This is a genomic window from Zoogloea dura, assembly GCF_012927165.1.
GTDB lineage: Bacteria > Pseudomonadota > Gammaproteobacteria > Burkholderiales > Rhodocyclaceae > Zoogloea > Zoogloea dura.
The window spans coordinates 126,162-142,347 of sequence record NZ_JABBGA010000003.1 but is presented as its reverse complement, the minus strand read 5'-3'; the positions used below and the strand labels follow the sequence as shown (position 1 = coordinate 142,347).

Below are 16,186 nucleotides of genomic sequence, written 5' to 3'. Positions count from 1 at the left end.
GCGCTCACTCGGCCTTGGCGGCCGGGCTGCCGGCCGTGGCGACCTGCACCAGATCGCCGTCGGCCAGGAAGCCGGCGCCGCTGGCCACCACCTGGGCCCCGGCCGGCAGGCGGGTGTTGATCCCGACCCGCTCGGCGTCCCGGTAGCCGACCTCCACCTTGGTCTGGGTCACGCGCCGGTCGGCGCCCACCAGGAAGATGAAATTGAAGCCGTCGCGCATGGCCACCGCCTGGCGCGGCAGGGTCAGGCCGCGGCCCTTGCCCAGGTCGAACTCGCCGCGGGCGAACATGCCGGCCTTGAGCGGCGCATCGGCACCGCTGCCGGCACTGGCGGGCAGATCCACGTAGACCAGGGCGTTGCGGGTCTGGCTGTCCACGGTGGGGGCGATGGTACGCACCACGCCGCTCACCTTGCCGCCGGAGGGGGCGGTGACGACGACCTTCTGGCCGACCTTGAGCCGGGCCAGCTCGGCGGCAGGCACCTCGCCCCGCCATTCGAGGCGGTACTGGCGGATCAAGCGGTACAGCTCCTGGCCCTGGGGCACCACCGCGCCGAGGGTGGCGACGGGGGCGCGGAAGGAGATCACACCGTCGTCGCTGGCCACCACCCGGGTGTGCCGGACGCGCAGCTCGGCGGCGTCTAGGCTGGCCCGGGCGGCTTTGACGCGGGCATCGGCGGCGGTCTCGGCGGTGAGGTATTGCTGCAACTGCTGCGGGCTGAGGGCGCCGGTGCCGTCCACGCTGCGGGCCCGGGCGGCATTGGCGCGGGCCTCGGCCAGGGTCGCCTCCGCTTCGGCCAGGCTGGCGCGGGCCTGGGCCTGCTCGGCGAGGGGGACTTCGGCGGCAAATTCGGCGAGCAGTTCGCCGCGCTTGACCCGGTCGCCCACGCTGGCCTTAACGGTGGTCAGGCGCAGGCCGCCGGATTCTGCGCCGAGGGAGGCTTCCTGCCAGGCGGCGACACTGCCGTTGGCGGCCAGGCGGCGATCCACCTCACGCTCTTCGGGGCCGACCACGGTGACCGTCAGGGCGGGCTTGGCGGGGGCGGCGGGCTCTGCCGGTTTGGCAGGCTGGGCCGGGGTGTCGCCGCCGGACGAGCAGGCGGCGAGCAGCAGCAGGGAGAGCAGGGCGGGCAGAAAGGTGCGGGGGGTGGTCATCGGGCAGCTCCGGGCAGGGCGGCTTGGGGAAGGTTGGCGGAAGTGTCGGTGTCGCTGGCGGCCCAGCCGCCGCCGGCCGCCCGGTACAGGGCGACCCAGGCGGAGGCGCGTTCCTGCTCCCAGCCCGACAGGCTGGTGTCGGCGGCGAGCAGGGTGCGGCGCGCGTCCTCCAGCTCCATCAGGCTGGCCAGGCCGGCGCGCTGGCGGGCTTCGGTGGCGGTGAAGGCTTCCCGGTAGCCGGCGGCGGCGCGACGCACGTCGGCCTCCCGCTGGCGGGCGGCGTCGAGGCGGATCAGGGCTTGCTCCACTTCGCTGACCGCATCGCGCAGTCTCTGGCGGTAGGCGGATTCTGCCGCGGCGTAGGTGGCCCGCGCGGATTCCACGTTGGCACCGATGCGGCCACCGTCGAAGACCGGCATCGAGAGCGTCGGCCCGAGCGACCAGGTGGTGGCTGACATGCGGTCGCCGTTGGTGTTGAGGCGCAGGGGCGTGATGAAGCCCGACAGGCTCAGGCGCGGATAGCGGGCGGCTCCAGCCACGCCGATGGCGGCATTGGCGGCCGCCAGGTCGCGTTCGGCGGCGGCCACATCGGGGCGCTGGGCGAGCAGGCGGGCCGGCAGGGTGTCCACGGTGAAGGCGGCGGGTTGCGGGAAGCGGCCGGCGGCCTTGGCGAGGCGTTGCCGCAGATCGGTTTCGTCGAGCGCGGTGAGGGCGACCAGGGCCTTGATCTGGCGATCGCGGCTGGCCTTGAGTTCGGTGAGGGTGGCTGCACCGTCGGCAGCGCTGGCGCGGGCCAGGGCGACCTGGGCCGGGGGGCTCAGCCCGGCCCGCCCGAGGGTGTCGATCAGGCGCGCGGTCTCGGCCCGGGAGGCCGCGTCGGCCTCGGCCTGGGCGACCCGGCGCTCCTGGTAGCGCAGCTGCAGGTAGGCGTCGGCAGTCTCGGCTGCCACCGACACCCGGGCGTCGTGCCAGCGCGCCTGGCTGGCGCCGAGGCGGGCATCGGCCTCCTCCTGCTGGCGGCCGATGCCGCCGAACAGGTCGATCTCCCAGTTGGCCATCAGCGAGGCCTGCCGGGTGGTCTGGAAGGTGGTGGGGGCGCCGAAAGTGAAGGCGGCCCGCTTGGCGGCGAGGCTGGCATCCAGGGTCGGCAGGCCAGCCACGCCGGCGGCCACGGCGGAAGCGCGGGCCTGGGCGATGCGGGCCCGGGCCTGGGCCAGGGTGGCGCTTTCGCGCTGGGCGGCGTTGATCAGATCGGGCAGCAGCGGATCATCCAGGCGGGCCCACCAGGTGCCCAACTCGCCGAGCTGGCCGTCGTGGGGCAGGGGTGCCTGCCAGCCTGGCGGTGCCTGGACTGCGGGGGCGGCGTAGTCGGGGCCGACCCTCGGCAACACGGAGCAGGCGGGCAGGCTGCCGAATACGACGAGGGTGGCGGCCAGGTGGAGGAGGTGGGCGGAGCGGGTCATCGGGAACTCCCGGTGTGGGTGCGGCGGTGGGTTTCGGCCGCGATCATGCCTTCCGCATACAGGGCGAGGCGGTCGGCGAGGGTGTCGATGTCGTCCGGTCGGGCCACCAGCTGGGGGCTGGTCTGCTCGACCAGATCCTGGGCAACGAAGAAGTGGATGGCCACACCCATCACGGCATGGGTCAGGCGGAGAGCGTCGGGGTCGGCGGCAGGCAGCGTCAGGGCATCCGCGACCAGACCGGCGAGAGCCCGGAAGAGCGCGGCCATGTCTTCCTCCATCTCGTTGCCGAGGACGCCGCTGGGCTCGACCAGCTCCCGGAAATGCAGGCGCATGAAGAGCCGCACCTGGTCGCCCTGCTTGAGGGGCTGCAGGAAGTTGCGGAAGAACACGCCCAGCGCCTCGGCCGGGGACAGGCCGGCGGCCCGGTGATCGGGCACGCAATCGCAGGCCAGCTGGATATCCGGTGCGTTGGTGGTATCGCAGCAGGACTCGCAGAAGGCCGCCCGGTAGAGGCCTGGCTTGTCGCCGAAGTAGTAGCTGATGGCGCCGAGGTTGACCCCCGCCTGGTCGGCGATCTCGCGCGTGGACGTCTTCTGGTACCCCTTCTCGGCGAAGAGACGCAGGGCCGTGTCGAGCAGGCGCTTGCGGGCCAGGGTGCCGTCGGCACGGACTGGCGTGTGGGAAGAGTTGTTGTTTGCCTGGGTGCTCATGAATACGGGATGCCATCCTTATGCGGTAAGGATCTAAGTCAGATGACTGAATTAAATTAGTCGGTTGACTTAATCCGGTCAATAGATTGCTACCCGAAATGGGGCGTCCTGGTCGAATGGACTAGGCCGTTCTTGCAACATTATGTGTATTGGATAGTCTGAATGGATATTCAGGTTATCTTCGCCGGTGTGGTTTGCTTTAATGTCAAATGCATTAAAGCCGTACGGCCCCACCTGCCTGGAGATCCGATCGATGCACCCTGCCGACCTCGCGACCGACCTGCCGAGCTGCTCCCGCTGGCGCAGGCTGACTGCCCGCATCCTGCTGGTGGTGTTCGGGTCGGGCTGCATCCTGCCGGGGGGCGCCTACGGCGCGCCCATCGCCGATCCCAACGGACCCATCGCCTTCCGCCCCGGAGTCGGACAGACCAGCACCGGTGTGCCGGCCATCGACATCACCCGGCCCAATGCGGCCGGGACGTCCTACAACCGCTTCCAGCGCTTCGATGTCGAGGCTGAAGGGGCGGTCCTCAACAACAGCACCCGTGGCGGTACCACTTTCCTTGGCGGCAGTGTCGAGGCCAACCCCAATCTCGCGGGGGGCGCGCCGGCCAGTGTGATCGTCAACGAGGTCGTGGCGCCCGGGGCCACCTCACGCCTGGCGGGTACGCTGGAGGTCTTCGGTGCGCCGGCCACCGTCATCGTGGCCAACCCCCATGGGGTGAGCTGCGCCGGCTGCGGCACCTTGAACAGCCCGCGCTTCATGCTCTCCACCGGTACGCCCGTCTGGCTGGGGGCTGGCGGCAGTCCGGTGCCCCTTGCCGAGGCGTCCGGGCTGGCCTTCGACGTGGCGGGTGGCGAGCTGAGCATTGAGGGGCGGGGGCTCGAAGGCACGGTCGGCAAGGTCGACCTGATCGCCGTGGGCATCCACCTGGATGGCCCCGTGCGGGCCCACTACCTTAACCCGGAGCTCGCCGGCATCAGCCTGCTGGCGGGGGCGGGGCGTGTGGCCGAGCAGGATGGCCAGTTCGACAACATCGCACCCGTCCAGGCGGGCCCGGCCGCGGCGCGGGCCTACGCTATCGACGGCACGGCCTTCGGGGCCATGAGCAGCAGCCAGATCCGCATCGTATCCACCGAGCAGGGGGCCGGGGTGCGGCTCGCCGGCCCTCTGCTGGCAGACAGCCGGGGCCTGCTGGCCCGGAGCGCCGGTGATCTGAGCCTGGGCGACCTGCATGCACAGCAGTCCATCACGCTGGATGCCGCCGGCAACCTCAGCCTCCAGGGCGCGACCGAGGCCGGTGGTGACCTCTCGGCGCGGGCCGGCGGCCAGCTGGCCCTGCAGGGCCCGGCCCGGGTTTCCGGCGACGCGAACCTGGTGGCGGGCGACACGCTGGATGTTGCAGCCCCCCTTGCTGCGGGTGGCAGCCTGAGCCTCGACGCGGACCGGGTGCGCCTGACGGCCGGCGTGGCGGCCACCGACACGCAGATCCGCGCCCGTGAGCTGAGCCTCGGCGACGGGCGGGGCGATTTCCAGGTCCAGGGCAACCTGGCACTGGCCGTGTCGGGTGACCTGGTGGCGCCGGGAGCAGTGACCGTCACAGGCAACACCCGGCTGGTCGCGGGTGCATCCGTCGGCTTTGGAGGCGATGTGAATGTCGGCGGCAAGCTCAGCGTGGACGCCGGCTCCGACATCCTGGCCGGCGGGCGGATCAGCGTGGGTGGCGGTGCGAGCCTGCAGGCCGGCGGGTCGGTGGACATCTCCGGTGCGGTCACGGCCGGTGCCCTCGACCTGGCCGCGGGCCGTGCCGTGTTTGGCGGTGACGTGGCCGTGCTGGGTGATGCCAGCATTGTTGCAGGCAGTGTCGCCTTGCCCCGGAAGGTCGAGGCCGGCGGCGACCTGCGCATCGAGACAGCGGGAGACCTGCTCAGCGAAGGGCGGGTGGTGGCCAATGGCGACCTGAACCTCGTCGCCGGCGGGCGCATGGCCCTTGCCGAGAGCGGTGCGGGAGGCCGGGTCGGCCTGGAGGCCCGCGGCGGCGCGCTAAGCCTGGGCAGCACGCTGGTGGCCGGCAGTGATGCAGCCTTGAGCGCCCGGGACGGCATCACGACCGCTGCGGTGTCCGCCGGCGGCAAGCTCGCACTGACCAGCAGGCAGGGTGGCGTTGTGAGCGGCGAGCTGCAGGCTGGTGGCGATGTGAGCATCACTGCGGCCCGCGACATACAGATCACAGGGCTGCTGCTGGGGGGCGGGGATGTAAGCCTGCAAGCGGCGCAGGCGCTGAAGCTGGACAGTGATGTGTCTGCCGGTGGCGGCGTGCGCTTGGCCGGTGCGCGTGTCTCGGCGCGGGACGTGGTCGCCGCAGGCCGGCTTGATGTCAGTGGTGGCAGCGTCTCCATGCGCAATGTTGGTGCGGGCGATGCGCTCACAGTTCAGGCCCGTACGGGTGTGGACATCGGCGGCGACCTCCTCGCCAACGGGCCGCTGAATGTCACGGTGAGTGATGGTGCGCTGTCGGTGGGCGGGGCTCTCGGGTCCAACGCAGCCCTCGACGCCGATGCGCGGGATGGCATCGTGGTGGCGGGTGCCGTGAAGGCCGGTGGCCCCGTGAGCCTTGCCAGCGGGCAGGGTGGCATCGACATCGGCGGCCCTCTGGCGGGCGCCGGCAGCGTCACCGCGGTGGCGCCGGGGATGATCCGTTTTGGGGGCGGTACGGGGCTGGCGGGCGATCTTGAGGTCCGTTCCACGGCGGGCCCGATCCGTTTCGATGGAGCCCTTGCGGTGGGCGGGGCGGCGACCCTGAGCGGCGCGCGGGGCCTCGTCCTCGGCGGGGACGCGTTCTTCTACGGCCCCCTGACCCTGGGCAGCTCGGATGGGCTGATCGCCCACTACGGGCTGCTGCATGCCAACACCGATTTCGTCCTGGATACCGCGGGCGTCTTTGTCAGCGAAGGGCGCCTCGAGAGCCTGGGCAGGGTCTCCATCCGGGCTGACCGCCTTGTCTTTGACGAGTCCCGGGCCGGCGGTGTCTTCGCCAATGGCGACATCAGCCTGGCGGCCCGTGAGTCCGTCCGGCTGGGGGCGCTGGGAGCGATCGTCGGCGGGGCTGGCGTGCGCATCGACAGTCCGCGTTTCGAGACGGACGGTGCGGTCCTCGCCACCGGAGGCACCCTCGGTTTCAGCGGCGGCACCCTCGCCAATACCGGCTTGCTGGCGGGTCAGACGCTGCGGGTGGATGGCCGCCTGACGAATGAGGCGACAGGACAGGTTTCTGCCGGCGGGGTCGAGGTGCTGGGCGCAACGGTCAATCGGGGCGGGATCGAGGGTGCCAGCATCGTACTGTCCGGTGGTCTCGACAATGCCGGAAGCGTGATCGGAGACCGGGTGGAGCTGGGCGGCGACCTGGTGAATAGCGGGAGCCTCGGCGGTGGCGTGCTGCGTATCGACGGTGGCCGGGTCAGCAATACCGGTCTGGTCGCCGCCGATTCGGCGGTCATCCACGGGGCGTCCCTGGCCAATAGCGGTGTGCTGTACGGGGGCAGCCTCGATCTGGATCTGAGCGGCGGTGTCAGCAACCATGGCGTCATCGAGTCCGCCGGCCTGCTGCGCCTGAACGCAGCTTCCGTGGAGAACCTGGGCAGCCTGAGGGCGGGCGGGTCTGCCAGCCTCCAGCTGGTCCAGGGGCTGTTCAACGACCAGGGCACGCTGTCCGCGACCGATGGACTCACCATTGTCAGCGGAGCATCGGTGATCAATCGCGGTGGTCTCATCGTGGCTGGCGGTGACCTCGGTGTCTCCAGTGCCCGTGACCTGGACAGCGATGGCCTCGTCGCGGCCAATGGCCGGCTGCGGCTCGAGGCAGGGCGCACGCTCAAGCTGGCCAGGGGTGGTGCCGGCAAGGATGCGACCCTGATCGCCCGCGAGGGCAGCGTCGGGGTGGGCAGCGAGTTTGTCGCGGGCGGAGACGCCGTACTGGATGGACGGGATGGCGTGTCCACCCAGGCCCTGGCGGCTGGGGGAAGTCTTGTCATACGCAGTGCCAGGGGCGGCGTGTCGTCGGCTACGCTGGTGGCGAACGACCCCATCCGCGTGGAGGCGGCAGCCGCCGTCTCGCTGGCCGGGCCGGTCGTCAGTGATGGCGATGTGAGCCTCTCAGGTCGCGGCATCACCGTCAGCGGAAACCTCGTGTCGGCAGGCAGGCTGAGCGTCGATGCGGGCAGCGATGCGCTCCTGCTCTCGGCGGAGGCACGGGCGGACGGAGACATCTTCCTCAGCGGAGGGCAGATCTCCGCCGCAGGCGTGCAGAGCGCTTCCCGGGTGAGCGTGCAGGCCGGATCCGCGGGTCTCGAGAATACCGGCAAGCTGATCGGCAACCGCGCCGTGGACGTGGTGTCCGGTGGTGGGGTGAGCCAGGAGGGCGTGCTTGCCAGCCTGGGGAAGGTCACGCTCGTGGCCGGGCAGGATGTCCGGCTGCTGGGTGATGTGGCGTCCGGGGACAGTTTGGACGTGCGCACCGGCGGCAACCTGGTCGCCGAGGGTGCTTGGCGTGCTGCCGGCACCGTGGACGTCCGCGCCGCTGCATCCCTCACGGCTGCCCGGGATGTGATGGCCGGCGGGGCGATCAGTCTTGCTTCGGAGAAAGGTGCTCTCCTCATTGGCGGGACTGTCGTGTCCAACGATGCCGTGACGCTCAAGTCGGGCGCCGACCTGTCCGTGGGGGGCTTGCAGGGTGGGCTGAACAATGCAGCAGCAGTGTCTGTCGACGCGGCCGGTGACATCACGGCAGGCCAGGTCCGGGCTGGTGGCGACTATCGGGTCCGCGGGGGTCGGGACTACCAGGTAGCCGGTGAGACCGTGGTGGTCGGCCAGCTCGATCTGGCTGCCGGGCGGGATGTGGTCCAGGCCGGTGCGGTGAGTGTCGGCGGGGATGCCCTGGTCCGGGCTGGTGGCGCCCTGACACAGGGAGACACGCGTGTCTTCGGTGCTGCAGCGCTGAGCAGTGGCGGTAGCCAGCGCTACACCGGAGAGCTGGTGGCAGGGGGGGGCCTGGCTCTCCAGGCCGGGGCCGGGGTGGAGGTGGCCGGCAGTGTGCTATCGCCGGCGCGGGTGGGCATCGAGGCGGGCACGGGAGCGCTCACGATTGCCGGTGACCTGCGCTCCGGTGGTGCCTTGAAGGTGGCCGCCGACCGGTTGGTGGGCGTGGGCGGGGAAACCCTTGCGGTGGGCGACGCCCAACTGGTCAGCCGCCAGGCGGATGTCCGCCTGGCGGGGCCTGTCACCGCAGTCGGGGCGCTTTCCCTCGCGGCGGCCGGTGACGTCCGGCTTGCCTCCGATGTGCTGGTGGGGGGCGCACTCGACGCTCGCGCCAGCACGGGTTCGGTGGTCTTCGCCGAGGCGCTGGAGGCCGGCGGCGCTGCATCTTTTGCAGCCGGCCAGGACCTCGTCTTCCTGGGTAACACCCGCTTCCACGGCCCCCTGTCCGCCAACAGCGTGGGCCGCAGCCTGGAGAGCCGCGGCAGCCTGCTGGTGGATGGAGACCTGCGCCTGGACATCGCGGGGGACTTCGTCAGTGAGGGGCTGCTGCAGAGTGTCGGAGGCATCCGGATCCGGGCTCGCAACATCCAGGCCAATCAGACAGGCAGTGGTGGGATGGTGGCCAATGGTGACATCGAGCTGTCCGCCCGCGAGCAGGGCAGTATCGGTGCCGGGGGATCGGTGTTGAGCAGCGGTGGTTCCGTGCTGCTGTCCGCCAACCGTTTCGAGAATGCCGGCGACGTGATTCCCGGTGGCGCCCGCTTCGTCTTTTCGGGGGGCAGCCTGGCCAACCTGGGGCGCATTACGGCCGGGCAGGTGGATATCGCGGGCAGTCTCGACAACCGGGGGACCCTCTACAGCGACGCGGTAGCGGTGAGCGGCTACACCACCAACAGCGGCACGCTGGCGGGTAGCACCCTCGCCTTCGACGGTGGGCTCCTCAATACCGGCAGGATTGCCGGTGTGGATGTGGCTGCAAGCGGCCTCATCAGCAACACCGGGGAGATCACCGGTGACCGGGTCAGGCTGTTGGGTCCTGATGTATACAACTATGGGGTGGTTTCCGCCGGGCATCTTGGCATCGAGACCGTTCAACTGGGCAACCTGGGCACGCTCAGCGCCGGTAGCCTGGATGCCTATGCGGCGGGGGTGTTCACCAACAGCGGCCGCGTGGTGGTGGAGGGCGATGCCCGCATCACCGCCGTGGGGGGCTTCGTCAACCAGGTGACCGAGTCGTCCCGCTGTGTGACGCCCGAAGTCTGCACGCCGTCGTCGGGCACTCCGCCGCCACGCGCACCCGATCCCGACAAGGATTTCCGTTTCGTGCAAAGCCCGGCCGTGCTGGCGGTGGGCGGGAGCTTAAGCCTGAGCGGCGGTGAGGTGGACAACCAGGGTGTCATCCAGGCGCGGCGCATCGACATCAACCTGGGCAACGCTGCTTTGAGCAATACCCGCAGCGAGAACGACGTCCTGACCGAAGGCAACTTCGGCTCCACGACGCCCACCATCAACACCGGGGTGATCGCGGCGGAAGATGGCATCACCATCACCGCGGGCTCCTTCGCCAATACGGGCGGGCGCCTTGCCACCGGTGGTGATCTGAACGTGAATGTCACGGGCCGTCTCACCTCAGTGGCAGGGGAACGGGAGGGCCTGGCTCCGGTGATGCAGGCCCGGGACGTGACGCTCAGGGGGGCCGAGGTGGTCACCGAGGGTCTGGTGCAGGCCCGCCGGGAGCTCACGGTGAATGCCCGCACGGGCAGCGTGACCAACCGGGCCACTCTCGTCGCCGATGACAGCCTCACCGTGAAGGCCGCCACGACGCTGGATAACAGCACGGGCGGCGCCCTGCTGGCCACCCGCTCGGTAAGCCTCCAGGCCGGCAACGGCATCCAGAACGCCGGCCTCATCTACGGCAATGGTGCCGCTGCCGAGCGGATCAGCATCGATGCTGGCAGCGGCGCCTTCAGCAATGCCGCCAGCGGCACCGTGCTGGCCGGATCCACGCTGGAGATCAAGGCGACAAGCTATTCCAACAGCGGCACGGTGGCGTCCCGGGGCGATGCCCGGCTGGATACCCCGTCCCTCGTCCTGCAGCCGGCCCGCAACCCGCTGGTGGCGCTTGGCACGCTGCGTCTCGACGTGGCGGGTCTTGAGGTGGGTGTGGGAGAGGTCTGGGTCAGTCCGGCTGTCAACACGGTGTGGAGTGGCGTGCTGGTCAATACCGGCAATGTGCTCCTCGGCGGCAATGCTTACGGTGTCGTCGATAACCTGGCCACCGGCAACCGGACGGTCGCCGGCGAGCCCAACCTGTCGAACGGCAGCTACCTTCTGCTTGGCATGCCGACCCTGGGTGGCGCCTACCTGGAGAGCCATTCCGATGTAGGCCAGCGTGCCAGCTTTGTGGTCAATGGCTACTTCGAGGGCAGCCTGCGCAACCAGGCCTCCGATGCCAAGGTAGCTGGCCGCTTCGACTACACCGCTGAGAATCTGCCCCAGACCTTGCTTTGGGCCAATGCTTCGGGCCAGACCGAGGCCACCGATGCCCTGAGCCTCGCCCGTCTCGATGCCACCGGGGGGCCCACCGCCATCACCCTCAGGAGTCCTGAGGCCGGTACCATCAAGGCCGATGCGCTGAGTCTGTCCGGTGTGGATCTCACCATTGTGGCCGGCGTCGACAGCTCGGCTGACCAGGCTGCGCTGGCCGCCGCCCGGGACAATCGGGTCCCGGCCTTGATGATGGCGGGAGTCCGTGGGCTTGTCGCAGGGCTGGGCCTGGCGCCCCAGGGCGACCCGGGTATCCACATCATGACGCCCTCGACCACGGCAGGGAGTGGCGCAGCAGTCGTGGCGCCTGGCCGCCCCTTGCAGGTCACGGCCGAGAGCATCACTCGCAGCATGCTCAGCGGCGCCGGCCTGGCTGATCTGTCCCGTACCGCCATAGCGGCCCGTGAAGCACCATCCGATGAGACCGGCGTGCTTGTCCCTGCCCAGCCCGGCAACAGCGCCTCCCCCCAGGCCTGGGTCAATGTGGATCCCGCCGCACCCCAGGTGCCGGCAGGTGGCGGCACCTCCAGCCCTACCCCCGATCCCACCCCCGGCCAGACCCTTCCTGCCACCGAAGCCGCCCGCTACGGCCTCGCCTTCCCCGATTGGGGCAGCTTCAGCACGCCTGCGGGCGGTCTCGCCGCCAACAACCTGGAGCTCGTGCTCTCCGGAAACCTCACCAACCGGGGTGTTCTGGAAGTCAGCGACCAGCTGCTGATCAAGTCGGAAGGCCGCATCGACAACTTCGGCGCCGCCATCAAGGCTGGCGGCGCCCTGGGCCTGTTCGGCGCCAGCCTCGACAACCGCAACGGCCGGATCGAAGCCGCCAGTCTCGCCCTGTCGGTCGATGGGGAACTGAACAACATCCGCGGCCAGATCCTCGTCGACAAGGATGCCGCGATCTATGCCGGGGGCGACCTGATCAACGACTCCGGCCGCATCGAAGCCGGCAGCCTTGCCGTGAGCGTAGCGGGCGACCTCTTCAACCGCACGCTTTACGCGGTCGACCAGAAGGACACGACGACCCGTAGTCACACCGACTACGACAGCTTCTTTGGCGCTACCACCACCACGGACAGCGACACCACGGTGGTCCAGCGCGCCGACCAGCGGGCCGGTATCCAGGCCCGTGATGGCGACCTGGATCTCAACGTCGGCAAGAACCTCACGTCGACCGGCGCCGACCTCAGCGCCAGCGGAGACCTCACCGGCCGGGTCGGCGGCAAGATCGACATCCAGGCCCTCAGCATCGAGAACAGCCGCACCCAGACCCACACGGTCGCCAATGAACGGACCTACACCTACAACAATGGAGAGACCGAAATCACCGGCCTCACCGCCAGTGGCAGCCAGGTCTCCACGCAGATCGAGCGTGACATCCAGCATCAGGACGCCCGGCTTCAGGCCGGTGGCAAGCTCGACCTGGAAAGCGGCGGCAGCACCTTCATCCTGGGCGCCGACCTCAAGTCCGGCGGCGAGACGCGCATCGTCGCCGGCGGCCACCTGGTCGTCGGGAGCGTCCAGAACAGCACGCACACCGAATCCCGCAAGGTCACCCAGACCGACGGCGCCGCTTTCCTTCCGGGCCTGGTCACCCGGAGCGGGGAGCAACTCAAGCTGACGCACCGCGACAGCGCGACGGGAGGGGTGTTGGAGTCTGGAGGAGTGCTCGCCATGGAAGCGCAGGGGAACATCAGTGTTTCCGGAGGCAAGCTCACTGGCGCGCATGGCGTAGATATTCGTTCAGCCCAGGAAATTAGCCTCGATACATTGCAGAGCCGCACGTTGGAGCAGCAGCAGGTTGGCCGCAGTGCGCTTGTTCGTGATGCTTCCAATAATCAGGGAGTTGAGATCGATGCAGGAGATGGCGAGTTGGTCATCGCAGGGGGCGGTGACGTAAAACTAGTCGGAGCTAATCTCAAGACTCAGGGGCGTGCTGTGCTGCTGGGTAGCAATGTGAGCATTGCTGCGGCGACCGACAGCATGGCTACTCTTACTGAGGAGCACCGTAAGCGCTATGACCATAAGAAGCTTACCTACGACGAAACTCTCTCCGGAGCGACACTTAGCGCCGAACAGGGGGTAATCATTGCTGCCTTCGGCGACAAAGAAGATCAAGGTGATATTTTGCTCAAAGGCGCCGTGGTCAATGGTGGGCAGGGGCAGACATCCCTTAGCGCGAAGCGAGATGTCCTTGTAGGTTCTGAGCATACGGAGCATAACAATTTCGAGGAAACCTACACGGCTAAGAGTGGCTTCTTGAGTAGCAAGAGTACCCACACCAAAGAGCAAGGACAAAGCAGTCTGGCTCAGGGCAGTGCCGTGCTTGGGGATACAGTTGTGCTGGATGCCGGGCGCGACATATCCATTATCGGCTCAGGCATGAATGAATTGAAAGATGACCAGGGCAACGTGCTCGTTGCCAATAGCGGTGTGGTCAGTTTGAACGGAACCGTGTTGCAAGCGAAGGGTGATGTATCTATCTTGGCGGACGCACACGATGCGAGCGGCAGTAGTTCTCGTCAGACCAGAAAGAGTGGCCTGTTCGCTGGCGGCGGCAAACTCACTTTGGGCTCAAGCGAAGTCAGTTCGATAAAGAGCCAGAGCAGTACCCAGGCTGTGGGCTCTACCATAGCCAGTCTGCAAGGCAGCGTGACCATTTCAGCTGGTGGTGCCTATAACCAGGTCGGTTCAGAAGTGCTGGCTCCTGTTGGTGATGTCAATGTCAATGCCAAGCGAATTGACGTGGTCGAAGCGCGGGAACTTGAGGCAACGCAGTTCGAGCTTCGGATGCGCCAAAGTGGAATCAGTCTTGGGGTCAGTAGTCCGGTCATAGAGGCAGCCCGTACCACTCAGCAAATGAGTCAAGTCATTTCACGTACTGATGACTCACGTACTCAGGCCCTGGCTGGCGCGGCAGCGCTACTGTCCAGCTACAGTGCTTACGGAACTGTCTCTGCGGGGCAGAGTCGTGCCAATGCAGGCCTCGCAGATCAGGTCGGTGGTGTACAAATTAACATCAGCCTCGGCACAAGCCGCAGCCAAGTGACCCAAAGTCAGAAATCCGACAGTGCGAGTAGCGCTCGCGTAGCCGCGGGGGGCAATGTAAGTCTCATTGCTACTGGCGGTGCGGCAGATAGCGACATAACTGTGCGAAGCTCAGAGGTCAGTGCGGGGCAGGTGCTACGGATCAAGGCCGATGACCAGATTTCGCTAGGGGCTGCTGCTGATACTCAGGAGGATCGTGGCAGCAGCAAGAGCAGCTCTGCCAGTGTCGGAGTGGGGATAAGTTGGGGAGGCGCGCAAAATGGAATCAGCTTTCAGGCCTCTGCCAGCCAAGCCAAGGGTAATAGCGAGGGCTCCAGCACGCGTTACATCAACACTCATGTCCGCGGCGGGCAGGAGGTTGAGTTGGATTCCGGTGGTAATACTGTCTTGAAGGGAGCTGTAGTTGAGGCGCCTCGCATTGTAGGAAATGTTGCCGGGGATCTGTCCGTCGAGAGTCTTCAAGATAGCGCAAGTTATTCAAGCCAGAACAGTAGTGCGGGTATCGGCGTCAGTGTATGTGTTCCTCCCATATGTGCAGGTGCGTCTACGGCCAGTGTGTCGTTGAGCAAGAGCCAGGTTACGAGCAACTATGTGAATGTGGGCGAGCAAAGTGCCATAAAGGCGGGGGACGATGGGTTTCAGATTCATGTCGGGGGCAATACCGACCTGAAAGGCGGGGCGATTGTTAGCACGGAAAAAGCCGTGCTTGACGAGAAGAATGTACTCGTCTCAGGGACCATTACAACGGGTGATCTTTCGAATCACTCCAGCGTTGAGGCAAGTAGCAGCGGAATTACGCTGAGTTCAGATATGTTCACCCAGGGCAAATATGGGCTGAGCAAGGGGCTGGTGATCAATGGCTTGAACCAGGCCTCCGAGGATAGAGCATCGGAAGGCGCCACCCGTGCTGTAGTGAGTGAAGCGCAAATCACCATTTCAGACTCTGCGGGGCAGCGCGCGTTGAGTGGTAAAAGTGTCGAACAGACGGTTAGCGAACTCAATCGGGATACTGGCGCCTCACAACAAAGTGTTCCAATGTATGACGGGCGTCGAGTGCTGACTGAAGTGGAGGATAGACGGGTCGCGCAGCAAGCAGCCATCAAGCAGTTTACGACCTTTACGGATGATGCCTATCGCGTGATGTTCAAAGAGCAGCCTCGATTCTATAAAGTTACTTGCCCTGCGGGTGAAAACTGCACTGCAAAGCCGGAGATGGTCAAAGCGGAACTGATCGTTGGCAAGCCCGAGGAGGTTCAGGCGGAACTTGCCAAGGCGAGTCCAGGCTCGGTGTTGGCCGTGAATGGCATTCTTAATCCCCTGGATAGGGCTAGCCAGTTGGCAATGCAGAATGCCGCGCCTGTTAATGGTCAAAAGCCATCAGAAGTATATTTGATGCACTACGTGCCTGCAAATACTGCTCTCGGTGAATTAATGATTGCGGGCTACGAGAAGACCCTAGCGCCGGTGGCAGGATATACCAATCAGGATTATGCCTATGCTGAGGGGCTGCGGGTGTTTGGTGGAAACGTAAGGTCAGGAAATGGAAGCTCTTCAGGGGGGGCTGTAAGTCTGGGGCATAGTAGAGGAACGATCGTGCAAATGAACGCGAATGCAATTCTTGCTGATCAGGGAGTCACTATTCCCAGTCTCTCCATGCAAGGTGTGGGAGGGGCTGTTTCGGCTGAGGCCTATACCCAGTCCGCCCAGAAAGTAGTCGGGACGGGGAATGTTGAAAATATACGGTACGCCTACTTCAAGAACGATCCTGTCAGTGTTGTCGCTGGCGGTAATCCTGGGGTCCTGAGTCTGTCGGAGTTCTGGAATGTCCTCACAACTTCCAACAGTGCCCACAGTTGCTACGGGACGGGGGCTGCAGGGTGTCAGCAAGTTCAGTACCTGACGCCCGATGCGCCAAAAGGTGCAAGTCAGAATAGTAGTTCCTTGATTCAGTACATTGGGGGTGTTACCTACGATGGGGATATGAATCCGATTAAGGTAGCGGATTGAGAGGGTGCTGTGAGAGTAATTAAAAAGGTGTTTCTGAGTTTCTTGTTGGGCGTAAACCTATCCTCATGTGGTTTCGTTTTTCAGCAGTTGTCGGATAAAGCTATGGAAGATCGGTTGTTGAAGCCCGGGGCGTTGGATTCTCCGATCCCCTGGAACCTCAAGACGTACGGTTTTCGTTTTCTGGATCGTTATTGGATTCGGCATGGGTGGCCAGTGTCGTCTT

Annotated in this window: 4 protein-coding genes; 1 reads left to right on the top strand and 3 read right to left on the bottom strand. The window is 66.5% G+C overall.

The annotated features are described in order from the left end of the window. Positions 1–4: 4 nt before the first annotated feature. Genes HHL15_RS05185 through HHL15_RS05175 form a run of 3 tightly spaced genes read right to left on the bottom strand, consistent with a single transcriptional unit; the run spans position 5 to position 3,326 of the window. Positions 5–1,153 carry an efflux RND transporter periplasmic adaptor subunit gene (locus tag HHL15_RS05185; RefSeq protein WP_169144770.1) on the bottom strand — a complete coding sequence of 383 codons (1,149 nt, stop codon included), beginning with the start codon at positions 1,151–1,153 and terminating at the stop codon, positions 5–7. After that, on the bottom strand, positions 1,150–2,616 hold the full coding sequence (locus HHL15_RS05180) for an efflux transporter outer membrane subunit (RefSeq protein WP_169144769.1): 1,467 nt from the start codon (positions 2,614–2,616) through the stop codon (positions 1,150–1,152). Before HHL15_RS05180 ends, HHL15_RS05185 begins: the two co-directional genes overlap by 4 nt. After that, positions 2,613–3,326: a CerR family C-terminal domain-containing protein gene (locus HHL15_RS05175; RefSeq protein WP_169144768.1), complete on the bottom strand. Its 714-nt coding sequence runs from the start codon at positions 3,324–3,326 to the stop codon at positions 2,613–2,615. The genes HHL15_RS05180 and HHL15_RS05175 overlap by 4 nt, the downstream gene beginning before the upstream one ends. A gap of 253 nt (positions 3,327–3,579) precedes the next feature. On the opposite strand from HHL15_RS05175, the gene HHL15_RS05170 reads away from it, so the two are divergent. Continuing rightward, positions 3,580–15,963, top strand: a complete 12,384-nt coding sequence (locus HHL15_RS05170; protein WP_169144767.1) for a hemagglutinin repeat-containing protein — start codon at positions 3,580–3,582, stop codon at positions 15,961–15,963. Positions 15,964–16,186 lie beyond the last annotated feature (223 nt).

Coding starts and splice junctions, on each gene's coding strand:
- HHL15_RS05185 (WP_169144770.1), bottom strand. CDS start 1,153: ATGACCACCCCCCGCACCTTTCTGCCCGCCCTGCTCTCCCTGCTGCTG.
- HHL15_RS05180 (WP_169144769.1), bottom strand. CDS start 2,616: ATGACCCGCTCCGCCCACCTCCTCCACCTGGCCGCCACCCTCGTCGTA.
- HHL15_RS05175 (WP_169144768.1), bottom strand. CDS start 3,326: ATGAGCACCCAGGCAAACAACAACTCTTCCCACACGCCAGTCCGTGCC.
- HHL15_RS05170 (WP_169144767.1), top strand. CDS start 3,580: ATGCACCCTGCCGACCTCGCGACCGACCTGCCGAGCTGCTCCCGCTGG.